Raw genomic sequence first — 24,213 nt, forward strand, 5'->3', positions numbered from 1 at the left:
CAGGGAAGTTAAGACCGTTTGCGCCGATGGTACTGCTATATCAAGTGGGAGAGTAGGTAGCCGCCTTTTTCGAAAGCCCCTTACAGAAATGTAAGGGGCTTTTTTTATACCCGAAATCCAGATGGCCCAAGCCATCGTCATTACCTTAAGGAATCTTATGTAGTAGTATAACAGCTTCCGCTTTGGTCACTCTGACCATGGATCAAGTCATAAAGTTGTGGGATTTAAGGATTAGGCAAAAATATTAGTTAGTATAAAGAGGAAGAATTCTACGTTTCTAACGCCTCTGAATTGTACCCTAAAAGACTTTATTTTAGCATTGAAAGATTCTGCCGAAGCATTTGTGCTTGGGTCTACACCTAACCCAATACATACCAGAACTTAATATTTTAATTATTTGTTCTATGTTTAATCGGTATCAAAATTTTTGCCTAGGAAAAAAGGGCATGAGCATACTAGAATAATGGCTTGTTGTAGACTGAATATGTAGCAGTGTCATTATTATAGATGCACAAGTACACTGTGGGTGTTAGTAATTAGGAGAATGATAATATACCTGTATAGGATAATAAACAGGGGATATGCGATTGTTGACTAGGTAGTTAGAAGTGTTTTGTGAGATTTATTACCAAATAAAAAAGCTCCCAATCAGTAAAATTGGGAGCTTTTTTATGATATTATAATTATTTTAAACCCTAGGTAAATCTCCATCCCCTTTTAAAGGTAATGCAGTTTCACCCATTAAATATTTATCTACGTGGTGAGCTGCTTGCCTACCTTCTGATATAGCCCAAACGATAAGTGATTGACCTCTTCTTTGGTCACCAGCTACGAATACGCCAGGAACATTTGTTTTGTAATTAATATCGGATGCTTTAATATTAGTTCTTGGATCCATATCTAAACCCAGTTGTTGAGCAACGGTAACTTCAGAGCCGGTAAAGCCTAAGGCCAATAATACCAAATCACATTTCCATTCTTTTTCGGTTCCTTTAACTTCTTTTAGTTGCGGTCGTTGGCCAGGAGTTTTAACCCACTCTATCTCAGAAGTAATTAATCCTTTTAAATTACCAGCGTCATCACCGATAAATTTTTTAGTTGATATACTAAAGAATCGTTCAGCTCCTTCTTTATGGGAAGAACTTGTTCGTAATCTCATGGGCCAAAATGGCCATGGTTGACCTTCTGGTCTTTCGCTTGTGCCCATCGGCATAATTTCAAAATTAGAAACCGAAGCAGCACCGTGACGAAAAGAAGTACCAATACAATCTGAACCAGTATCTCCACCGCCTATAACTACTACATTTTTATCGGTAGCTTTTATTTCTTCACCGAGCTCCTTTATACCACCAACTCGTCTATTATTTTGACCTAAGAAATCCATAGCTTGAACCACTCCTTTTAAATCAGAACCTTCGATGGGTAAGTTTCTTCTTATGGTAGCTCCTCCTGTTAAAACAATAGCATCAAAATCTTTTTTCAATTCATCAGCCTTAATGTCAACACCTATGTTAACTCCACAAGAAAACGTAATGCCTTCTTCCTTAAGAATTTCTAACCTTCTGTCGATTACAGTTTTTTCCATTTTGAAATCAGGAATACCGTAACGTAATAATCCACCTGGTTTTTCATCACGTTCAAAAACGATTACTTCATGGCCTGCTCTATTTAATTGTTGAGCAGTGGCAAGACCTGCGGGTCCTGAACCTACTACTGCAATTTTCTTACCTGATCTAGTTGCTGGAGGGTTTGCTGTAATCCAACCTTTTTTGAAAGCAGTTTCAACTATGTTTTTTTCAATATTTTCAATACTTACGGGGTCTTCGTTTATGCCTAGAACACATGCCTCTTCACAAGGTGCCGGACATAATCTTCCTGTGAATTCTGGAAAATTATTTGTTGAATGTAATATTTCACTAGCTTGTTCCCATTTACCACGGTAAACAGCATCATTAAAATCAGGAATCAAATTCCCCAACGGACAACCACTATGGCAAAATGGAATACCACAATCCATACAACGGGCACCTTGGTCTTTTAATTCCTTTTCAGGCATTGGCACTGTAAACTCCTTATAATTTTTAACACGCTCCTTTGCTGGTTCATATTGTTCCACTTTTCTATCGAATTCCAAAAATCCTGTAATCTTCCCCATATTTCGATTTTAAATAGTTTGTAAATTTTCTTCTTCTAATCTTATTAAAGCCAGTCTATATTCTTCAGGTAAAACCTTAATGAATTTAGGTAAATAGGATTCCCAGTTTTCTAAAATACGCTGAGCCAATGGACTTAAAGTTGAATTATAATGGCTTTCAATTAAATCTTTTAATTGTTTAACGTCAATATCTTCACTAACCTCTAGAAGATTTAATCCTTCCAGACTACATTGTTTTTTAAAAGTGTCATTGTTGTCTAAGACGTAAGCGATTCCGCCACTCATTCCAGCTCCAAAGTTTCTTCCAACCTCTCCAAGTATAACGGCTACACCACCGGTCATATATTCACAACCATGATCTCCAATTCCTTCTACCACCGCTTTAGCACCTGAATTACGAACACAAAAACGTTCACCGGCTTTACCGTTGATATATGCTCTACCTGCAGTAGCACCGTAAAGTGTTACGTTACCTGTAATGACATTGTCTTCAGGAATTATTGTTGATTTTTCTGGGACTTTAATTACAAGTTTCGCCCCTGAAAGTCCTTTTCCTAAATAATCATTCGTATTTCCATTTACGACCATTGTAAGTCCTCTTGTAGCAAAGGCACCAAAACTTTGGCCAGCAGATCCAGTAAAATTAAGACGAAGTGTATTGATAGGTAATCCTTCAGCACCATACGTTTTAGATATTTCATTACTTATAATTGCTCCGACGGCACGATCTGTATTGCAGATTGGATAATCTAAAGTTAATTTCTCCTTTCTAAATAAAGATGGATTAGCTTTCGCTATGATATCAAACTCGATTGATTTATCAATATCATGTTTCTGCTTTTCGGTATTGTAAAATTTAGTTCCTATTGGCACATCAACCTGGTGTAGGATAGGAGTTAAGTCAATACCAGCAGCTTTATAATGGTCGATAGCTTTATTGCGATCTAATTTTTGAACTTGGCCAACCATTTCATTGATTGTTCTAAATCCTAATTTAGCCATTATTTCACGCAATTCTTGAGCTACAAAATACATGTAGTTAACCACGTGTTCTGGCTTACCTGTAAATTTCTTTCTAAGATCAGGGTTTTGTGTAGCTATGCCTACGGGACAAGTGTTCAAATGACAAACACGCATCATGATACAACCGGATGCGACTAATGGTGCGGTAGCAAAACCAAATTCCTCAGCGCCTAAAAGACACGCGACAGCAACATCTCTTCCAGTTTTTAATTGACCGTCACATTCTAGAACGATTCTATTTCTCAAATCATTAAGTACAAGGGTTTGTTGAGCTTCGGCAATACCTAATTCCCAAGGTAGGCCTGCATGTTTCTGCGATGTCAATGGAGTAGCTCCGGTACCACCATCAAATCCAGAAATTAAAACAACATCTGCTTTAGCTTTAGCAACACCGGCAGCAACTGTACCAACGCCAACTTCAGAAACTAATTTTACATTTATTCGAGCTTTTCTATTGGCTGATTTTAAATCATAAATCAATTGTGACAAATCTTCAATGGAGTAAATGTCGTGATGTGGCGGTGGTGAAATTAATCCTACGTAAGGCGTAGAATTTCGAGTTTTGGCAATTTCTGGATTTACTTTAGGACCAGGTAATTGACCGCCTTCTCCAGGTTTAGCACCTTGTGCCATTTTAATTTGAATTTCTTTTGCATTAGTCAAATAATTGGAGGTTACGCCAAATCTACCAGAAGCAACTTGTTTAATGGCACTGTTTCTCCAATCTCCAGTTGCATTCTTATAAAAACGATCAGAATCTTCCCCACCTTCACCAGAATTACTTTTACCGCCAATACGGTTCATGGCAATGGCTAAATTCTCGTGAGCTTCCTTACTTATGGATCCATAAGACATTGCTCCCGTTTTAAACCTTTTTACAATTTCTGTCCAAGACTCAACTTCATCTAATGGTATAGGATCATAATTAGAAAACTCAAAAAGACCTCTAATGGTCATTAGGTTATGAGATTGTTCGTTAACCATATTTGAATACTCTTTGTAAGAATCTGGCTCATTATTACGAACGGATTGTTGAAGTTTTGCAATCGACAACGGATTGAACATATGTTTTTCTCCATCTCTTCTCCATCTATATTCGCCGCCAATCTCTAAATCTAAATCACCTGCAATTTCTTTTTTATTGTATGTTTTACTGTGACGTAATGCAATTTCTTTTTCTATTTGGTAAAGACCTATACCTTGAATACGAGTTGGTGTATTAGGAAAGTATTTTTCTACAACTTTGGTGTTGATGCCAATACATTCAAAAAGCTGAGATCCACGGTAAGAATTTAGTGTAGAAATACCAATTTTATTCATCACCTTTAAAATACCTTTTCCAACAGCTTTGTTGTAGTTTTTTATGGCTTCATCAAATGTGATTTCCGTGATATCATGCTCTTCAATTTGCTCAGCAATGATTTCATTTACTAAATAAGGATTTATGGCGCTTGCTCCAAATCCAAAAAGAAGTGCGAAATGATGAACCTCTCTTGGTTCGGCAGATTCTATAATCACACTTAATTTTGAGCGCTTTCCTAGTTTTTGTAATCCGCTATTCACAAATGAGCAAGCTAATAATGCTGGTATAGGTGCCATTTCTTCACTTACGCTCCTATCGGATAGTATTATAATATTTGCACCTTCATCAACTGCTTTCGAAGCTTGATTTAAGACAGATTCTAAAGCATCTTCCAATCCATTATGTCCTTTTTTAATTGAATATACAATTGGAATGGAAACCACTTTATAGTCTGGACTTTCGTCGTAATTTTTAATTTTATCCAAATCCTCTTTAGAGATAACAGGATTTTGAATCTTTAATTTTCTACAGTGTAATTCTGTAAATTCAAATATGTTATGGTCACTTCCTAACGTTAAACTAATATCTGTAATTAGTTCTTCTCGTATACCATCTAAAGGCGGGTTGGTAACCTGCGCAAATAATTGTTTAAAGTAGTTGTAGATTAATTGAGGGCGTTGTGATAAAACAGCAATCGGAGTATCTGACCCCATAGAACCTATTGGCTCTTTTCCTGCCTTTGCCATAGGTAAAACGATGGTGTCGATATCTTCTAAAGTATAACCAAAAACAGATTTCCTTTTCCCAAGAGTCTCTTCGCCTAAAAATAAAGGACAAACATTATACGGTATGTCTTTTAAATGAACCAAATTATCCTTCAACCATTTTTGGTAAGGATGTTTTTGAGCGATGTTTTCTTTTATTTCTTCATCATTAATAATTCTACCTTCTTCCATATTAACCAAGAACATTTTTCCTGGTTCTAAACGGCCATGAAACTCTACGTTTTCTGGGGCAATTTCAACAACACCTGTTTCTGAAGACATTACTACGTAATCATCTTTTGTTACGGTATATCGTGAAGGTCTAAGTCCATTTCTATCTAATACAGCTCCAATAAAGTTTCCATCTGTGAAGGGTATTGACGCAGGACCGTCCCAAGGTTCCATCATGCAAGACTGATACTCATAGAAAGCTCTTTTAGCTTCTGACATTTCTGCATTTTTTTCCCAAGCTTCAGGAACTAATATCATCATAACTTCTGGTAGAGATCTACCCGTCATCAACAATAATTCTACCACCATATCCATAGTGGCCGAATCTGATTTTCCAGGTAAAATTATAGGAAGTATATTTTTGATTTCATCACCGAACATATCGTTCTCTAACAATTCTTCTCTAGAGAACATACGTGTAACATTGCCTCTTAGCGTATTTATTTCACCATTATGACACATATACCTAAATGGTTGCGCCAAATCCCAAGTTGGGAAAGTGTTGGTAGAAAATCTTTGGTGTACCAATGCCAATCTGGTCACAACTCTAGAATCCATTAAATCTGAATAATATAAGCTAATGTCCAATGGCATTAATAGGCCTTTGAATATGATTATTTTGGTTGATAAACTAGGTACGTAGAAAAACTTGCTTTCCGATAATTTAGATTTAATTATAGTGTGCTCTGTTACCTTTCTGGCAATGAACAACTTTAAGTTAAATTCGAAATACGCTTGTTCTGAATTTTCTTTTGCAACAAAAATTTGCTTTACATAAGGTTCGGTTTCAGCGGCAATTCTACCGGGAATAGAACGGTTGACAGGTACATCACGCCAGCCTAAAAGCTTTAATCCTTGTTTTTTTATATTTTCTTCAAATACCGAGATGCAAAAATCACGTTGGTTTTCTTTTCGTGGAAAGAAAATATTACCAACCGCATAATCACCTACTTTTGGTAATTCAAAGTTACAAACAGCTTGAAAAAAGGCATGTGGAATATCGATAAGTATACCAGCTCCATCTCCAGTCTTTCCGTCAGCACTTACTGCACCTCTATGTTCTAAACGTTCAAGTATTTCCAACGCCTTATGAATAATGTCATTAGATTTTTTTCCTTTGAGACTGCAAATAAAGCCAGCCCCACAGTTGTCGTGTTCAAATTCTGGTAGATATAATCCTTGCTTCTTCAATGTCATCTTTGTGGTATTTCTTCAAAAATATCATTTTAAATGAATTATATTCAATGGTAAGAACGAATTCAAATAAAAAATTCAACGATTTCAATAAAACCCTAAAAAATCGCTAATTATCAATTTTTGATTGCTTCAATTTATCAGATCGATAAATTTAGGTTAGTATGATTTAATTTTAATAGTTTTTAAGGGGTGAAATTGATTTATCATAGATTTATAACAATTTCACCCTTGCTTATGTGGTGAATAACAAAACAAAAAAGGATAATTATGTAAGTAACCCCTAAGAATAATAGGGGTTAGAATTATTGTTGTTTAAATTAATTCAATATACTTCTCGAAATTACGATTTTTTGAATCTCTGAAGTACCTTCGTAAATCTGGGTTATTTTAGCATCACGCATCAATCTTTCTACATGATAATCTTTAACGAATCCATTTCCGCCATATATTTGAACGGCTTCTACCGTAGTTTCCATGGCTACTTTAGAGGCGTATAGTTTTGCCATAGCTCCTGAAAGTGTATAGTCTTTTCCATTATCCTTATCTAAAGCTGCTTGATATACTAAAAGTCGAGCGGCTTGAATTTCGGTGTGCATATCTGCTAATTTAAAAGCAATAGCCTGGTGATTACAAATTTCGGTACCAAAAGCCTTTCGTTCTTGTGAATATTTTAAAGCTAATTCATAAGCTCCTGCAGCTATGCCCAATGCTTGGGCTGCAATCCCGATGCGACCACCAGCCAAAGTTTTCATGGCGAATTTAAAGCCGAACCCATCTTCACCTATTCTATTTTCTTTAGGTACTTTTACATCATTAAAAATTAAAGAATGGGTATCACTACCGCGTATACCTAACTTGTTTTCTTTTGGGCCAATTTCAAACCCTTCTGCACCTTTCTCTACAATTAAAGCATTTATGCCCCTGTGTTTTTTTTCTTTATCAGTTTGAGCAATCACTATATATATTCCGGCAGAACTTCCATTGGTAATCCAATTTTTCGTTCCATTTAAAATATAATGGTCGCCTTTGTCGATTGCAGTGGTTTTTTGTGATGTTGCGTCACTACCCGCTTCAGGTTCAGAAAGGCAGAAAGCACCTAGTATTTCTCCTGTTGCTATTTTTGTTAAATATTTTTCTTTTTGTTCCTCTGTGCCAAATGCTTCTAAGCCCCAGCATACTAAAGAATTGTTGACAGACATGACAACCGAGGTTGATGCATCTATTTTTGATAATTCCTCCATCGCCAAAACATAGGATAAGGTGTCTAATCCACTACCTCCATACTTTGGGTCAACCATCATGCCTAAAAACCCTAAATCACCAAGCTTTTTAACTTCCTCCTTAGGAAAACGTTGGGCATCATCTCGCTCAATTACTTCTGGTAACAATTCGGTTTGTGCAAAATCTCTTGCAGCTTGTTGAATAAGTTTTTGTTCTTCTGTTAAAGAAAAATCCATGTAATTTGAGTTAAGGGGTTATGTTCTCAAAGATAAAGATATACGAACAGAAAATCTAGTCATAAAAGGGTGTAATATGCTATACTATAAGGTTGCTTACCTCTTATTAAGCTTAATATTTAAAAATCAGTATGATGTATTAGGCTACAACGATGTCAATAAAAACTTGTTAATTTTATATTAGATAGGTTTAAGTATTTGGATTTCAGATATCTTGGGTATTATTGTCAAATCATTAGGATTTCACATACAAATTTAAATATCTTTAAATAATTCACATTTTTGGAATTTGAACCTATATTTGACACCTTATTAGTAGTCATTAAAAAAACCAACGAAAATGGAAACCATCATTATTATTGTTTTTCTGGCAGGATATCTTGCCATTACATTAGAACACAACATTAAAATAGACAAGCTAATTCCGGCTTTAGCCATGATGGCCATATTGTGGGCTATCATAGCACTGAGTCATATGGATGTTTTTGAAGTTAATACGGTGCTTCAGGAGTTAGAACCCACCCACATTGATGAAATATTATTGCATCATTTAGGGAAAACGGCAGAAATTCTGGTGTTCCTGTTAGGAGCGATGACCATTGTAGAAATCATAGATTATTTTGATGGTTTTGCAACTATTAAAGGATATATAAGGACTCGAAGTAAAAAGAAATTACTTTGGTTGTTTGCTATTTTAGCTTTCATACTGTCTGCAATTATTGACAACCTTACGGCGACCATTGTATTGATCACTATTTTACAGAAAGTTGTTAGCGATAGAAATACACGCCTTTGGTTTGCTGGTATGATTATAATTACCGCAAATGCAGGTGGTGCTTGGTCGCCTATAGGTGATGTAACCACAACGATGCTTTGGATTGCGAATAAAGTGACTGCAGGGCAATTGGTTATTCACGTTCTACTACCTTCAATAGTTTGCATGGTAGTGCCTACATTTATTGCGAGTAAAAACAAGGCCTTTAAGGGGAATATAGATGGTGATTTAGTGTTGGAAGAAACAAAATCAAAGTATGGTTCTACAATGCTATACCTTGGTTTGGGTGCTATCGTTTTTGTGCCATTTTTTAAAACGATGACACATTTACCTCCTTATGTGGGTATGATGTTGTCATTAGCAGTAGTTGCTGCCTTTGCAGAAATATTTAGTAATAAAAAGTTTAGTATTTCTACAATCGATGGAGGCGAGCATGAAGAAGGTAGTCATCACAGTCCAGTACATCATTCGCTTTCCAAAATTGAACTACCAAGTATACTATTCTTTTTAGGGATTTTATTAGCTGTTGCTGCCTTAGAGTCATTAGGTATGTTATTCCATTACGCTCAAAGCTTGAACGAAGCAATACCGAATACAGATATAGTAGTATTGCTATTTGGTGTTGGTTCTGCTGTAATCGATAATGTTCCTTTAGTAGCGGCAAGTATGGGTATGTTCGGTCAGGCTCTTGATAGTCCGTTATGGCATTTTATTGCTTATTCGGCAGGTACTGGAGGTAGTATGTTAATTATTGGCTCTGCAGCAGGTGTTGTTGCAATGGGTATGGAGAAAATTGATTTTTTCTGGTATTTAAAGAAAATTTCTTGGCTGGCTTTCATAGGTTTTATTAGTGGTGCGGGTGTTTTTATATTATTAAGAGATTTTGTCCTTCACGGATAATTTAATTCACAAATCATCGTTATAAAGGCAAATTCAATACTTAAAGAACACTATGTTATTATTCCAGGATTTGGCTCAAGATTCGAGCGATGAAATATTATCAGAAGAGAAAACTCTTTCTGTTATAGATTTAATTATTAACGGGGGCACGGGTAGTGTAATCATTATTTCAGTGCTCTTCATTATGTTAGGGGTTGCTCTTTATATTTATTTTGAACGTCTTTTAGCGGTTAATGCGGCGTCCAAAATTGATAAGAATTTCATGAACCAGATAAGGGATTATGTAACCACGGGAAAATTAGAAGCAGCAAAGATTTTATGCACGCAAACTGATTCTCCTGTGGCCAGGTTGACTGAAAAGGGAATTTCTCGTATTGGTAAGCCACTGGATGATATCAACACCGCTATTGAAAATGCAGGTACGCTAGAAGTGTATAAGCTCGAGAAAAACGTTAGTATTCTAGCAACCGTTGCAGGTGCTGCTCCAATGATTGGATTTTTAGGAACGGTTATAGGTATGATTCTAGCTTTTCATGAAATGGCCAGCAGTGGTGGTCAGGCAGAAATGGGCTCGTTAGCATCAGGTATCTATACGGCAATGACAACTACAGTGGCTGGTCTTATCGTAGGTATTATTGCCTATGTTGGGTACAATCACTTGGTAAACCGTACTGATAAGGTAATTCATAAAATGGAGGCTAATGCTGTAGATTTTCTAGATTTATTAAACGAACCTCTTTAATTTTTTACTATGAAATTAAAAGGAAGAAATAAAGTTAGTCCAGACTTTAGCATGTCTTCAATGACAGATATTGTGTTCTTGTTATTGGTGTTTTTTATGCTAACGGCAAACTCACCGAATGCACTTGATTTGTTACTGCCAAAGGCAAAAGGTAAATCAACAAATACCCAAAATGTATCGGTAAGTATTGATAAGAACCTTCAGTACTTTGTGAATGATCAAAAAATTAATGGAGCGTATATTGAAATTGAATTAAGAAAAGTTTTAGCAGGTCAAGATAACCCAACTATTATTCTAAGAGCGGAAGAAAGCGTAGCTATTAAAGAAGCTGTTAGCGTAATGGATATTGCGAATAAAAATAATTACAAAGTTATTTTGGCAGTACGACCTAATTAAATGGCATTTTTAGATACAAAACATAAGAAAAAATCACTGACGCTTACAACACTGTTGTTAAGTGCACTCTTGTTGGTTTTATTTTATATTGGACTTTCCTATATGGATCCGCCCGAAGAGAATGGTATTTCTGTAAATTTCGGAACGACTGATTTCGGAAGTGGGCAAATACAACCAAAAGAAAAAATTCAATCTAAACCTTTAGATACTCCTCCTGTAGAGCCTACAAAACAGGAAATGGAAGAGGCAATTGAAGAGACAGAAGAGGTCGTTGAAGAGGCAGCCGAGAAAGAAGCGCCGTCTGAAAAGCTTTTGACGAAGGAAAGTGAAGAATCTATAAAAATAAAACAAGCTAAGGAGCTAAAAAGAAAGGCAGACGAAGTTGCTGCTGAAGCAAAGAGAAAAGCTGAGGCGGCTGAAAATAAAAGAAAGATTGAAGCTGCTAGAGTTGCTCAACAAAAAAAGGATGCCGAAGATAAGGCTAGGCGGGAGCAAGAAGCGAAAAAGAACCGTTTGGATGAAATGATGGGTGGTCTAAATAAATCTGACGGTACGGCTACAGGTAGTGAAGGTGATGATAATAAGGTGGGTGATAAAGGGCAGCCAGATGGCGACCCCTATGCTACAAGCTATTACGGTAGCCCAGGTTCTGGGAGTGGTACCGGAGGATATGGGCTAAATGGCAGGTCTCTTGTGAACAAGGGCAAAGTTCAACAAGAATGCAACGAGTCGGGTGTCGTAGTAGTTAAAATAGTTGTTGATAGAAATGGTAAGGTAGTAAGTGCAACACCTGGCGTAAGAGGTACTACCAATAATAATCCATGTTTATTAGAGCCAGCCAAAAAAACGGCATTTATGCATAAATGGAATTTAGATAGTAATGCGCCTAGTCAACAAGTTGGTTTTGTTGTGGTAAATTTCAAACTAGGGGAGTGACCTACAAGAAGACGTTAGATTGGATGTTCTCACAACTTCCAGTGTACCAAAATAAAGGTAAGATTGCATTTAATGCAAAAATGGACGGTATCATTTCACTTTCCAATCATTTAGATAATCCACACGAAAGATTTAAAAGTATACATGTTGCAGGAACCAATGGAAAAGGCTCTAGTAGCCACATCTTGGCATCTATATTGCAAGAGGCAGGATATAAGGTCGGTCTTTACACTTCACCGCATTTAAAGGATTTTAGAGAGCGAATTCGCATCAATGGAAAGAAGATTGGGAAAAAGAGGGTGATTGATTTCATTGATGCTAATAAATCCTTTTTAGAAAACCATAAACTGTCTTTTTTTGAAATGACCGTTGGTATGGCGTTTTCATATTTTGCAGCTAAAAATGTGGATATTGCCATCATAGAAGTCGGATTAGGCGGTCGATTAGATTCTACAAATATTATTACACCAGAGGTAAGTTTAATAACGAACATAGGGTTTGATCATACGGATATGTTAGGTGATACCTTAGCTAAAATAGCAGTTGAAAAAGCAGGAATAATTAAGGAACATGTTCCAGTTATTATCAGTGAGTTCAATGTAGAAACAGCACCTGTATTTATACAGATAGCAAAAGAATTAAATGCTGAAATTACATTTGCTGAGGACATGACTTATCAGGAGTACAAAATAGGATTACTAGGCTCATATCAGAAAAAGAATATTAAAGGAGTTCTAGCAACATTGGGTAAACTCGTAAATTTTAAAATTGAAGAGCAGCATATCACTCAAGGATTGAAAAAGGTTGTGGATAATACCAGCTTAATGGGCCGTTGGCAACAGTTAGGTGATAGTCCTACCATAATTTGTGATACCGCACATAATAAAGAAGGTCTATCTATTGTCTTAAATCAGGTATTAGAGCAAAAATATGACCAGCTACATATTGTAATTGGTTTCGTAAAAGATAAGGATGTCAGTGGCATATTGACTATGTTTCCGAAAAATGCCATCTATTATTTTTGTAAGCCTAAAATTTCAAGGGGACTTGATGAAAAAGTACTAGCTGAAATATTTCATCAATTGAATTTTGAAGGTGAAGCATATAAGTCTGTTAATAAGGCTTTTAAAGCTGCACAAAAGCAAGCCGGTAGTACTGATTTCATTTACGTTGGTGGAAGTAATTTTGTGGTATCAGAAGTTCTTTAATTTTTTATTGATTTTTCTTTTGGGGAATGTAAAACTATTATATATTTGCACTCCTTTTGGGGCTCTTAGCTCAGTTGGTTCAGAGCACCTGCCTTACAAGCAGGGGGTCACTGGTTCGAATCCAGTAGGGCCCACAGGTTAAAAGGCTTCCATGAAAATGGGAGCCTTTTTTAATTTTAGGATATTTTTTTTCTTAGATATGTACCTTCTTTTATCTTATCTTCGATTTAATGGGATATTAGCTCAGTTGGTTTAGAGCGCTGCCTTGACAGGGCAGAGGTCACCGGTTCGAATCCAGTATATCCCACTTTTCAATACCCTTCTGCTTTAGGTACTACATACCAAGTCTTTTTTGTTATACGGGTTTTGTTAAACTTCTCTTTAGTAGGTATTTGCCTTTGTGTATTCTTGTTATCCAGTGCTATTTTTGTAAAAAAAAAGAAGTACTTTAAAGAAAATTATTGGGTGTATGAAATTATATTCCTTCAAAGCAGCGCTAATTTCCATCGTATTTATTTCTTTTTTAGCGTTCAATCTTCCCGAACAGAGCAACAGGTTATTAAAAAAAATAACCGACAGTTTAGAAAAGTATTACGATATGGATGGTCCGGAAAAAGCCTTCTTGGAGACCGACAAGGATATGTATGTTCTTGGGGACACTATTTGGTTCAAGACCTATGTCGTGGATGGTATTACCCATCAAGCAAGCAAAAAGAGTAAGGTGGCCTATGTGGAGATGTTGAACGATAATGACAGTATCGTCGAAAAACGGAGACTTTTTGTAGAAGGCACTAGTGGTTTTGGTGATATTTTACTCTCTAAGATGTTAAACACGGGAGCTTATAGATTGCGTACATACACCAACTATATGTTGAATGACGAGTATGTTTCCTATTTTGAGAAATCGATATCCATTGCTACAAAGAGTTCATCAATGGTACAAGTTTCTTCAGAATCAGTTGAAATTGGCAATGAATCAAAGTTAGAGGAGGTTGATGCTATAGAAGTAGACCTAATGTTTTTTCCAGAAGGAGGTGATTTAGTAACAGGGGTTTCTGGGGTTTTGGGTATTAAGGCGCTTGACTCTAGAGGTGTAGGTCAAGCTTTGAAAGGAAGTATCCACTCAACTAATGGTGATTTGGTTGCCGAATTCGAGACCGCTGAATTTGGTTTGGGCAAGGTGAACATCATCCCAAAGAAAAATACGGACTATTATGCCCGTATCAATAAGGGCAATGAAGACAGGCGGTTCAACCTTCCCGTTGCGAAGGCAGCGGGGTATTCGTTGAACATTAAAAATTGGAAAGACAATCTATTACTACAGGTAACCACTACGAAAGGTAATTCGTTGGAAGGTACTCTTCTAATAGGTCATTTAAGGGGTGAGCTGATTTTTAAGAAATTGGGAACGGGCGTGGACAAAGATTCCTATGCCGTTCGTTTATTAACTGAGGAACTTCAGGAAGGAATAGCACAGTTCACACTTTTTTCATCAGATGGGAATCCTATTTGTGAACGTTTGGTATTCGTGGACCATCCGGGCATTCATGCCGAGGTGATTATCAAGACTAACAAGGATAACTTTGTAACCAAAGAGAAAGTGAATCTTGATATTTCAGTATTGAACAAGAAAGGTAATCCGTTACAAGGTGATTTTTTAACAAGTGTCATTCCTGCAACACATCAGTTAAAACAGGGTAATATGGGTCTCAAGGGTTGGCTATTGTTGAATTCCGATCTTGGGGGTACGGTCGTTGATCCTGATTTTTTCTTCAGTGAGGATACGAAGCAGAAACGTTTTCTTTTGGATGCCTTATTGCTAACTCATGGTTGGCGTAGGTTCGTGTGGAAAGAAATGTTGGGAGATGAAATTCAAAAAGATGTCGCTTATGTTCCAGAGAAGGGTATCATGATTAAAGGTACTATGGTCGATTATTATCATCCGTCCATGGCTAAGTCAGTAATAGCCAAGTTCAATGTACTAGAAGAAGCTTTATACGATGAGCAAGTGGCCGATGAAAAAGGGCAATTCAGTTTTGGGCCTTACTATTTCAACGATAGTATTACGGCCATCATTCAAGCTGTAGATACTACGATACGTGCAAAAAGCGCACAAAAAAATATTGCAATAATAGTTGAGGAATGGCCCGATATTCCGAAAACCGCCATATCGAAGGACAGTGTTGTAAGAGATTCCAAGATATTCAAAATAGAAGAATTCTATTCTCAAACGGAATACCCATCATCATATTTTCTAGATGAACAGGATTTGATTAAACTTAATCCTGTATCTATAAAGGCCAAAAAAATAAGTAGAGCCCGCTTTGTAGAAGAAGAATTAAATAAGACTACACCTTATGGAAGGCCAGATATTCGAGTATTCAGGGATTCGGTTTCAGGATGGCAGACTATGAGTGTATTGGGCCTTTTGCAGAGAAGAGGGGCTGTAACACGTGCTGGAACATCGATGATGACTAGTACTACATCTAATAGTATTTCAGCTGTGGGTCCATTGGTGTTGTTTAACGGAACTAGTACTAGTATTACTTTGGCCGAATTAAATATTATGAGAGCCAATGAGGTGGTTTACGTTGATATTATAAGAGGATATAACTCAGGCGCTTCAATGTATGGTGCTAGAGGTATGTTTGGTGTAATTGCAATTTATACGAATCCACCATCCATTGAGGGATTAGAAAAGTATAATAATCCTATTGATATTCCGGGTATAAAAACGGCAAGAATAACCGGGTTTTATAAGGCGTGCGAATTCTATTCGCCCAATTATTCAGAAGCCAGTACGTCAAAAACTGAGTTAGATTACCGAACTACACTTTTTTGGGATCCAAAGGTGAATTTGAGTAAAGATGGTAAGACACAAATACAATTTTATACAGGCGATGTAACCGGTGATTTTATGGTAAAATTTCAAGGTATTTCTGATACTGGCAAACTAGTGACCGGTAGTCATTACTTTACGGTAGATAATAGTTTGTAGTTTTATAGTACGGTAAACCCAACAAGATTAAAAAGTTGTAGCTAATTATAAATAATCCAAAACTCTTTCGAGCGCCATACCTCTTGAGCCTTTAATAAGTATCGATGAATTGGCCTGTAATTTGTTTTCAGTTAAATAATCTTTTAGCGCTTCAAAGTTTTTAAGCTTGATAGAATTCGTTTGTGTGCGGCAAAAATTTTCACCTACTAACAGCACTTTGTTAAAGTGTAATGTTTTTGTTAATTCAGCAATAGATTGATGCTCCTCATTGGCTGAATTACCCAATTCGAACATATCCCCTAGAATTAAAACCTTATCGGTCTTCGCTAACGCATTAAAATTTTCTAAGGCGACTTTCATGCTTGATGGATTGGCATTGTATGCGTCTAGAATAATATAATAGTCTTTTTTAGTTACTATTTGAGACCTGTTGTTGTCAGGAGTAAATTTTTCAATTGCACGTTTTATGTCATTCGTTGCCACATTAAAAAACATACCAATAATCACTGCAGCACAGCAATTATGAAAGTTATAGGCTCCAATAAGTTTTGATGCTATTTCTACATTTTCAAATTTTAGGCTTACAAATGGTTGTGCTCCTAAAAAATCGATTTTATAAAATTTTGAATTCCTTGCACTAAAGCCAAATTTTCTGGCGTATAAGCTTAACTTCTCTAATTGTATAGGGTCGTCTGCATTTAAGAAAATAGATTTATTATTTTTAATAAGATAATCGTATAATTCACTTTTACCTTTGATGACACCTTCAACGCCGCCAAAACCTTCTAGATGGGCTTTTCCGAAATTAGTGATATAACCAAAATCAGGCTCTGCAATTTCGCATAAAAACTGTATCTCATGTACATGGTTGGCGCCCATTTCTACAATTGCGATTTCGGTATCGAGTTCTATGGATAGTAGGGTTAAAGGAACCCCAATATGGTTATTTAAATTGCCTTTTGTGGCAATAGTATTGTAAGTGCTTGCTAGTACAGAATGAATCAACTCCTTAGTTGTGGTTTTTCCATTGCTTCCGGTAAGACTTACTATTTTAGCCTTGCAAAAATTTCTATGATAATTACCTAATTTTTGCAGCATTGCTAACGAATCATCAACAAGAATAGTTTTGTCATTGATATAGTATTCTTCTTGGTCAATGATTACATGGCTAGCCCCATATTTTAAAGCTTGTTTTGCATAGGTGTTACCATTAAAATTTTCACCTTTTAGGGCGAAGAAGATATCATTTTCTACTATTTTCCTGGTGTCGGTACTAACCGATGGGAACTTTAAAAAAATTGAATGTAAGTCTTGAACGTTCATGAAATCGAAGATAAAAAAAAGCCCTTTATGAAAAGGGCTTTTTTAAGATCGTAAGAAGAAAATTTATTTAGCTTTTTTCCCTCTAACAGTTTTGTTCTTGTTTTTTGATTTTGAACCGACTCTAGACATTGCACATCTAAATCCGATATTATCCGTAGCCATATACTGAGGCAGATATCTTCTCTGTGCTGGATCTAACCAATACGCTCTATCTCTCCATGAACCACCTTTATAAACTCTTACTTCATCATTGATAAGTGTTGTTCTGTTATTTGATTCATCATAGCCTTTGATAAGATTTCCAACAGAATCCCTTTCGACCGAATGTTTTGGGGAGTTGTACATTTTTTTGTTCTGACCCGGCTCTTCTTCATCGCTAAACCTGTCGTAAAATCTTGAAGAACCAGCATCTCCATCTCTATAACCTCTATTGTCACTAGAGGAAAAGTTGGTTCTTAAATACGTTTCTTCTTCATCAACAGGTACCATTTTAATTTCTCCTGGCAGATTCATTGCAACTACTTTTCCATTAGGTAAAGTGTCATAAATTATAGAGTCCCTTAAAATTTTAACCTTTCCATCTTCGCCGATAGCGCTTTTCATATAAATATTCCCTCTGTAGTAGTTGAAATCACTTACTTCATCATCAACAATTGGGCGGTATACATCGGCTACCCATTCAGCAACATTACCAGCCATATCGTAAAGACCTAAATCATTCGGTTTGTATGACATTACTTCAGCAGTAATATCGGCACCATCATCTGACCATCCGGCAATTCCGCCGTAATCACCTTTGCCTTGTTTAAAGTTTGCTAATTGATCTCCTCTACCCACTCGCTGTCCGCTTCGTGTGTAATCTCCTTCCCAAGGATATTTTTTTCTTCCACGGTAGTTGTTGTATTCTCTTTGACCAACTTGTGCCTGTGCGGCATATTCCCATTCTGTTTCAGTAGGAAGTCTATATTCTGGCATGATGATTCCGCTACTTCGTTTAGCAAAAACAGATACACTATCCTTTTTCATATCACCCTGTAAAGAATCTATTTGGCCACTATATACCGATTCAGGTCTTTTTAAATAAGCTTCCGTACTAAAAGTTCCTTGCACCTCTCCGGTTGAAGCTTGATACTTAGCGTCTTCAGATAAATACCCTTCGCGCTCCAACATCACTTCATTGACACGGTCAGTTCTCCATTCAGCAAATTGAGTTGCCTGTATCCAGTTAACACCTACAACCGGATACTCAGCATATGCCGGATGTCTTAGGTAGTTATTTGTCATTGTCTCATTGAAACCTAGTCTATTTCTCCAAACCAAAGTATCAGGTAGTGCACCAACATAGATGTTGGTGTATTTAGGATTTTCTGGTGGATATACACTTTTAAGGTAATCTAGATATTCTAGATACATTACGTTGGTAACCTCAGTCTCATCCATGTAAAATGATTGAACATGTTGTGACGTAGCAGTATTATTCCAATCATGCATCACATCGTCTTGAACTTTTCCTTTGGTAAATGTACCTCCTTCAACAAACACCAATCCAGGAGCTGTTTCTTGCTCTTTAAAATCAGTATTGTATTGAAAACCGCCTTCCTTGGCATTTATTTTCCAACCTGTAGCTCTAGACGTGTTTTTTGACGATGAAGATTTAGAACAGCTATTTACCGCTAAACCTCCTACTATAACCGTGCATGAGAGTACAACTTTTATTAAATGTTTTTTCATAATTAGGACTTGAGTTCAATTTGCATAAACTATAGTTGTTTCGCTTCTATAGCTTATAGTACTAGGTTTTATTTTAATTTGTTTGTCACTTTCGCTCAATAGAACGGTGTTTTTGTGAGATTATTTTATAATTGAAAATAATTTTAAGCTTCTTGATTCAAACTGATAATTAAAATTAGGTTCGCTTAAAGAGGTAAACGGCTAAATACGTTAAATAGTATGGTTTTTAATATTTCTTTTCAAGGCAATACAGTGTAATTAAATTGAAATGTCAATTGTTTTATGATTTCTGTATTTGAGTAAGATTGATTTTTTTTATAAAAATCTTAATATTCGTGCAAGATAACGGGAAAAAGTCCGTTTTCATGTAAAATATAAGAGCTGAAACATTGGAAACACTATATTTCGCCTTTTAAAATTAAGAACTATTCTAATGAGAAAAATATCAATAATTTTCTTTGTACTCGTAATCGGAAAAATATCTGCTCAAAACGATCAAAGAGTTATTACTACTGCCGTGCCATTCCTTACAATTGCAGCCGATGCTAGATCGGCAGGGATGGGAGATATGGGAGTTGCAACTTCCGCCGATGCCTTTTCCCAGCAATGGAATCCTGCAAAATTTGCATTTGCCGACCGAAAAATGGGTATTGGTATTAGTTATACTCCTTATTTGGAAAGTATTATTACCGACATATCATTGTTGAATGCGAGTTACTATAATAAATTAGACGAGCAGAGTGCATTTGCTGTGAGTTTGCGTTATTTCACTTTGGGTGAAATAGAATTACGACAATTCGCAAATGATCCAGGAACAATAGCAAAGCCAAATGAATTGGCTCTTGATGGTTCGTATTCGTTAAAATTAAGTCCGACATTTTCTATGGCGGTGGCGGGTAGATATATTAGGTCAAATTTAAAATTACCTCAAAATGGTTCTGAAGATTCGAAAGCTGCAGGGTCTTTTGCTGTTGATGTTGCAGGTTTTTACAGGTCTAGGGAGATAGCATACAATAATTTTGATGGTCGCTGGAGGGGAGGTTTTAATTTTTCTAACATTGGAGGGAAAATTCAATACGATGCAGGCGGACAGGAAAACTTTTTACCTAGTAACTTGAGGTTTGGTGGTGGTTTTGATTTTATTATGGATCAAGATAATGTGATAGGTATAACGACTGAATTCAGTAAACTCCTAGTTCCAACACCTCAAGATTTTGATAACGATGGTGATGTTGATGCACAGGATAATGATATTTATCAAAATGAAAGCGGATTCAGTGGTATTTTTAATTCTTTTTCTGATGCTCCAGATGGTTTCAGCGAAGAATTAAATGAGTTTACTTGGTCTTTAGGAGCAGAGTATACGTATCAAAATTCTTTTATGTTCAGAACTGGATATTTTAATGAGAGTGAGGAAAAAGGATCTAGAAAGTTCTTTACCTTAGGTGCAGGATTCAAGTTTAATTCCGCCCAAATTGATTTATCTTATTTGTTCTCAACATCACAAGTTAGAAATCCATTGGAGAATACCTTACGGTTTTCCCTTACTTTTAATTTAGGTGAAGAATATTACAATGACTAAAATCGGTTAGAAATACAGATTTAGAACCTGCAGGAATGCAGGTTTTTTGTGTTTAAACATTTCGGAATCAAATTAATTAATTTGTAGATTGACATTTAAATTGTGGATATGGCTTTTCAAAAGAAAATAAGTTTTGATGTGACAATATATGACTCGTTCGATGAATTGAGCGAAGGTGATAAATTGCTGATGTCTGCAGCGGTTAGTGCTAGAAAAAGGGCCTATGCACCTTATTCTAATTTTTTTGTTGGAGCTTCTATCTTATTGGAGAATGATGAAATCATAGAGGGAAATAACCAAGAGAATGCATCTTACCCCTCTGGTTTGTGTGCAGAACGGGTTGCTGTTTTTTATGCTGGAGCTAATTTTCCAGGTGTTCAAATAAAAACAATTGCTATTTCCGCTGCTGCCTTAAATCATGAAGTAAGTGAACCGGCAGCGCCCTGTGGTAATTGTAGGCAAGCAATTTCAGAGTATGAATTTAAACAGGCCAAACCGATTAAAATTCTATTAATGGGTGAAACTGGTGGAGTAATTGAATGTGATTCTGTGGCAGATTTACTTCCATTGGGGTTTAATAGTAGTTACTTGGAATAAACCCTTTATGAGAAAGGGTTAAGGATAACCACACTCTTTCCTGTTTTTGTTACCCATATAATTTCTTAATTGATTTGCTTCTATTATTTTTATCGATTCATTTATATGTGTATTTTTGTCCTTCTGCGATACCTAGGTCAATCGAACCTCTGGAATCTTTAGAGAATTTAAAACCTTTAGTTAAAATTGATGAAAAAAATCACCAAAGAAACGTATTTAAAATGGTATGAAGACATGCTGTTTTGGAGGAAATTTGAGGATAAATTAGCCGCTGTTTATATTCAGCAGAAGGTACGAGGATTTCTTCATTTGTATAATGGGCAAGAAGCCGTTTTGGCAGGTGCCCTTCATGCTATGGATCTTTCCAAAGACCGTATGATTACGGCGTATAGAAATCATGTGCAGCCCATTGGTATGGGAGTTGACCCTAAACGAGTAATGGCCGAACTTTTCGGGAAAGTAACGGGAACATCAAAAGGAATGGGTGGTTCTATGCATATTTTTTCTAAAGAACACCGTTTTCATGGAGGTCATGGTATTGTAGGTGGTCAAATACCTTTAGGTGCAGGAATGGCCTTTGGTGACAAATACCATGGAAGAGAAGCTGTTACTTTGTGTTATATGGGTGATGGAGCGGTAAGACAGGGTTCCCTTCATGAAACATTTAATTTAGCTATGTTATGGCAATTGCCTGTAGTTTTTGTTTGTGAAAATAATGGATACGCTATGGGAACTTCTGTTGCAAGAACTTCTTTTTCTACTGAAATTTGGAAACTTGGTTTAGGTTATGAAATGCCATGTGGTCCCGTTGATGGAATGAACCCAATGACCGTAGCTCAAGAAATGAGTAAGGCAATTGAAAGAGCTAGAAGTGGAGGAGGGCCAACGTTTTTAGAAATGAAGACCTATAGATATAGAGGTCATTCAATGTCAGATGCGCAGTATTATAGAACGAAAGATGAGGTTCTGGAGTACAAGAAGATAGATCCAATAACTCAGGTTTTGGATATTATAAAAGAAAACAAATACGCAACCGATACCGAAATCAAGGAAATTGATAAAAAGATCAAAGAAATGGTCAAGGAGTGTGAAAAGTTTGCAGAAGAATCAGATTATCCACCAGTAAACCAATTATATGATATGGTTTACGAGCAAGAGGATTTTCCATTTGTTCAACATAAATTGTAAGTAGATGGCTATAGTGATAAATATGCCCCGTTTAAGCGATACCATGGAAGAGGGTACCGTAGCTAAATGGTTGAAAAGTGTAGGTGATAAAATTGAAGAAGGCGATATATTGGCTGAAATCGAGACTGATAAGGCAACTATGGAGTTTGAGTCTTTTGATGAGGGTACTTTATTATATATTGGAATAAAAGAAGGAGAAGGTGCTCCTGTTGATACGCTATTGGCTATTATTGGCGAAGAAGGAGAGGATATTTCTTCATTGATTAATGGCGGTACCGAATCTAGTTCGGATGAAAAGTCTTCTAAAGAAAAGGTCGATACTGAGGTTAAATCTGAAGACGCTGATTCTGATGAAGCTGAAACTGGTTATTCAATTCCTGAGGGAGTTGAAGTAATTAATATGCCTCGATTGAGCGATACCATGGAAGAGGGTACAGTGGCAAGTTGGTTAAAGAGTGTAGGTGATGATGTTGAGGAAGGTGATATTTTGGCTGAAATCGAAACAGACAAAGCTACTATGGAATTTGAATCATTTTATTCCGGTAAATTATTACATATCGGTATTCAAGAAGGTGAGTCTGCTCTTGTAGATACTGTTTTAGCTGTTATTGGCCCAGAGGGAACGGATGTCGATGCTGTTTTAAATAATAAGTCTGGGGGAAGTAACAAGAAATCAAGTTCCGAAGCCAAAAAGGAAGAAAAGAAAGTAGAGGTTACATCTGAAATCAAAGAAGTGTCGAAATCAGTAACTGATGGTGATAGAATTTTTGTATCACCTTTGGCTAAAAAGATAGCTGCGGATAAAGGTATAGATTTGGCAAATGTTTCTGGTTCTGGAGATAATGGTAGAATTATTAAAAAGGATATAGAGAATTATAAGCCTTCTTCAGATTCTAAACCAACAAGTTCAAGTATTAAGACTGAGACTTCTTCTTCAAAAGTTCAACCTGTATCTACGGCTTTGCCATCTGGTGAAGAGGGTACTGAAGAGGTCAAGAATTCTAATATGCGTAAGGCAATCGCTAAGGCTCTTGGAAATTCTAAATTTAACGCTCCACATTTTTACCTTACCATCGAGGTAGATATGGATAATGCTAAGCAATCTCGTGTTCAAATAAATAGTCTGCCAGATACTAAGGTGTCTTTTAATGATATGGTATTGAAAGCATGTGCAATGGCGCTTAGAAAACACCCACAGGTGAATACATCTTGGAATGGGGATACAACGAAGTATAATAAGCACATTCATATGGGTGTTGCAGTTGCTGTTGATGAAGGTTTGGTAGTGCCAGTCGTGAAGCACTGTGATTTGTTGGGCTTAACTGAAATTGGAAGTGCAGTAAAAGATTTGGCAGGAAAGGCACGTAACAAGAAAATCTCTCCAGCAGAAATGGAGGGTAGTACGTTTACGGTTTCAAATTTAGGAATGTTCGGAATTCTTGAATTTACAAGTATTATAAATCAGCCAAATTCAGCTATACTATCTGTAGGTGCAATAGTCGAAAAGCCTGTAGTGAAAAACGGTGAGATTGTAGTTGGTAGTACTATGAAGTTAACTTTAGCTTGCGATCATAGAACAGTAGATGGCGCAGTTGGAGCTCAATTTCTTCAAACATTACGTTATTTTGTGGAAAATCCAGTAACAATGTTAGCATAGAAAACTATTTTTAAAAATAGAATTGTTAAAGCATCCTTTAAACGGGATGC

General features: G+C 36.4%; 16 protein-coding genes and 2 tRNA genes. 12 read left to right on the forward strand and 6 right to left on the reverse strand.

Going from position 1 to position 24,213, the window contains the following annotated elements; translation table 11 throughout:
* Positions 1-231 precede the first annotated feature (231 nt).
* The 4 genes from ES765_RS22910 to ES765_RS12020 form a co-directional block, all read right to left on the reverse strand.
* On the reverse strand, positions 232-378 hold the full coding sequence (locus ES765_RS22910; RefSeq protein ID WP_410504567.1) for a transposase: 147 nt from the start codon (positions 376-378) through the stop codon (positions 232-234).
* Between the two features lie 310 nt (positions 379-688).
* Positions 689-2,155: a glutamate synthase subunit beta gene (locus tag ES765_RS12010; protein WP_138114567.1), complete on the reverse strand. Its 1,467-nt coding sequence runs from the start codon at positions 2,153-2,155 to the stop codon at positions 689-691.
* Between the two features lie 9 nt (positions 2,156-2,164).
* Entirely contained in the window at positions 2,165-6,673 is a 4,509-nt protein-coding gene (gltB, locus tag ES765_RS12015) for a glutamate synthase large subunit (RefSeq protein ID WP_138114568.1), read from the reverse strand.
* A 317-nt stretch (positions 6,674-6,990) separates the two neighbouring features.
* Entirely contained in the window at positions 6,991-8,130 is a 1,140-nt protein-coding gene (locus ES765_RS12020; protein ID WP_138114569.1) for an acyl-CoA dehydrogenase, read from the reverse strand.
* A gap of 340 nt (positions 8,131-8,470) precedes the next feature.
* Here ES765_RS12020 and nhaD point away from each other — a divergent pair, with 340 nt between their 5' ends.
* From nhaD to ES765_RS12060, 8 genes are all read left to right on the forward strand, one after another.
* Positions 8,471-9,805, forward strand: coding sequence for a sodium:proton antiporter NhaD (gene nhaD, locus ES765_RS12025; RefSeq protein WP_138114570.1), 1,335 nt, complete (start codon positions 8,471-8,473; stop codon positions 9,803-9,805).
* Between the two features lie 52 nt (positions 9,806-9,857).
* Positions 9,858-10,547, forward strand: coding sequence for a MotA/TolQ/ExbB proton channel family protein (locus ES765_RS12030; RefSeq protein ID WP_138114571.1), 690 nt, complete (start codon positions 9,858-9,860; stop codon positions 10,545-10,547).
* Between the two features lie 9 nt (positions 10,548-10,556).
* Positions 10,557-10,943 carry an ExbD/TolR family protein gene (locus ES765_RS12035; protein ID WP_138114572.1) on the forward strand — a complete coding sequence of 129 codons (387 nt, stop codon included), beginning with the start codon at positions 10,557-10,559 and terminating at the stop codon, positions 10,941-10,943.
* Entirely contained in the window at positions 10,944-11,879 is a 936-nt protein-coding gene (locus tag ES765_RS12040; protein WP_138114573.1) for an energy transducer TonB, read from the forward strand.
* Positions 11,876-13,087 carry a bifunctional folylpolyglutamate synthase/dihydrofolate synthase gene (locus ES765_RS12045; protein WP_138114574.1) on the forward strand — a complete coding sequence of 404 codons (1,212 nt, stop codon included), beginning with the start codon at positions 11,876-11,878 and terminating at the stop codon, positions 13,085-13,087. Before ES765_RS12040 ends, ES765_RS12045 begins: the two co-directional genes overlap by 4 nt.
* Positions 13,088-13,146: 59 nt before the next feature.
* Positions 13,147-13,221 (forward strand) — tRNA-Val (locus ES765_RS12050).
* Positions 13,222-13,319: 98 nt separating this feature from the next.
* Positions 13,320-13,394 (forward strand) — tRNA-Val (locus tag ES765_RS12055).
* 162 nt (positions 13,395-13,556) lie between these two features.
* The gene (locus tag ES765_RS12060; RefSeq protein WP_138114575.1) at positions 13,557-16,085 is read left to right on the forward strand and encodes a hypothetical protein; all 2,529 of its coding nucleotides are present in this window, start codon (positions 13,557-13,559) and stop codon (positions 16,083-16,085) included.
* Positions 16,086-16,130: 45 nt separating this feature from the next.
* Here the strand turns inward: ES765_RS12060 and ES765_RS12065 are convergent, their stop codons facing one another.
* Together ES765_RS12065 and gldJ are read right to left on the reverse strand one after the other, a co-directional pair.
* Positions 16,131-17,408: a UDP-N-acetylmuramoyl-tripeptide--D-alanyl-D-alanine ligase gene (locus ES765_RS12065; protein WP_138114576.1), complete on the reverse strand. Its 1,278-nt coding sequence runs from the start codon at positions 17,406-17,408 to the stop codon at positions 16,131-16,133.
* Between the two features lie 63 nt (positions 17,409-17,471).
* Positions 17,472-19,139, reverse strand: coding sequence for a gliding motility lipoprotein GldJ (gldJ, locus tag ES765_RS12070; RefSeq protein ID WP_138114577.1), 1,668 nt, complete (start codon positions 19,137-19,139; stop codon positions 17,472-17,474).
* 433 nt (positions 19,140-19,572) lie between these two features.
* Here gldJ and porV point away from each other — a divergent pair, with 433 nt between their 5' ends.
* From porV to ES765_RS12090, 4 genes are all read left to right on the forward strand, one after another.
* Positions 19,573-20,721, forward strand: a complete 1,149-nt coding sequence (gene porV, locus ES765_RS12075) for a type IX secretion system outer membrane channel protein PorV (protein ID WP_138114578.1) — start codon at positions 19,573-19,575, stop codon at positions 20,719-20,721.
* A gap of 108 nt (positions 20,722-20,829) precedes the next feature.
* Positions 20,830-21,318: a cytidine deaminase gene (cdd, locus tag ES765_RS12080; protein ID WP_138114579.1), complete on the forward strand. Its 489-nt coding sequence runs from the start codon at positions 20,830-20,832 to the stop codon at positions 21,316-21,318.
* Between the two features lie 189 nt (positions 21,319-21,507).
* Positions 21,508-22,506 carry a pyruvate dehydrogenase (acetyl-transferring) E1 component subunit alpha gene (gene pdhA / locus ES765_RS12085; RefSeq protein ID WP_138114580.1) on the forward strand — a complete coding sequence of 333 codons (999 nt, stop codon included), beginning with the start codon at positions 21,508-21,510 and terminating at the stop codon, positions 22,504-22,506.
* 4 nt (positions 22,507-22,510) lie between these two features.
* Positions 22,511-24,163 carry a pyruvate dehydrogenase complex dihydrolipoamide acetyltransferase gene (locus ES765_RS12090; RefSeq protein WP_138114581.1) on the forward strand — a complete coding sequence of 551 codons (1,653 nt, stop codon included), beginning with the start codon at positions 22,511-22,513 and terminating at the stop codon, positions 24,161-24,163.
* Positions 24,164-24,213: the final 50 nt, after the last annotated feature.

This window comes from Maribacter sp. ACAM166 (assembly GCF_005771495.1).
Taxonomy (GTDB): domain Bacteria; phylum Bacteroidota; class Bacteroidia; order Flavobacteriales; family Flavobacteriaceae; genus Maribacter.

Coding starts and splice junctions, on each gene's coding strand:
- ES765_RS12010 (WP_138114567.1), bottom strand. CDS start 2,155: ATGGGGAAGATTACAGGATTTTTGGAATTCGATAGAAAAGTGGAACAA.
- gltB (WP_138114568.1), bottom strand. CDS start 6,673: ATGACATTGAAGAAGCAAGGATTATATCTACCAGAATTTGAACACGAC.
- ES765_RS12020 (WP_138114569.1), bottom strand. CDS start 8,130: ATGGATTTTTCTTTAACAGAAGAACAAAAACTTATTCAACAAGCTGCA.
- nhaD (WP_138114570.1), top strand. CDS start 8,471: ATGGAAACCATCATTATTATTGTTTTTCTGGCAGGATATCTTGCCATT.
- ES765_RS12030 (WP_138114571.1), top strand. CDS start 9,858: ATGTTATTATTCCAGGATTTGGCTCAAGATTCGAGCGATGAAATATTA.
- ES765_RS12035 (WP_138114572.1), top strand. CDS start 10,557: ATGAAATTAAAAGGAAGAAATAAAGTTAGTCCAGACTTTAGCATGTCT.
- ES765_RS12040 (WP_138114573.1), top strand. CDS start 10,944: ATGGCATTTTTAGATACAAAACATAAGAAAAAATCACTGACGCTTACA.
- ES765_RS12060 (WP_138114575.1), top strand. CDS start 13,557: ATGAAATTATATTCCTTCAAAGCAGCGCTAATTTCCATCGTATTTATT.
- ES765_RS12065 (WP_138114576.1), bottom strand. CDS start 17,408: ATGAACGTTCAAGACTTACATTCAATTTTTTTAAAGTTCCCATCGGTT.
- gldJ (WP_138114577.1), bottom strand. CDS start 19,139: ATGAAAAAACATTTAATAAAAGTTGTACTCTCATGCACGGTTATAGTA.
- porV (WP_138114578.1), top strand. CDS start 19,573: ATGAGAAAAATATCAATAATTTTCTTTGTACTCGTAATCGGAAAAATA.
- cdd (WP_138114579.1), top strand. CDS start 20,830: ATGGCTTTTCAAAAGAAAATAAGTTTTGATGTGACAATATATGACTCG.
- pdhA (WP_138114580.1), top strand. CDS start 21,508: ATGAAAAAAATCACCAAAGAAACGTATTTAAAATGGTATGAAGACATG.
- ES765_RS12090 (WP_138114581.1), top strand. CDS start 22,511: ATGGCTATAGTGATAAATATGCCCCGTTTAAGCGATACCATGGAAGAG.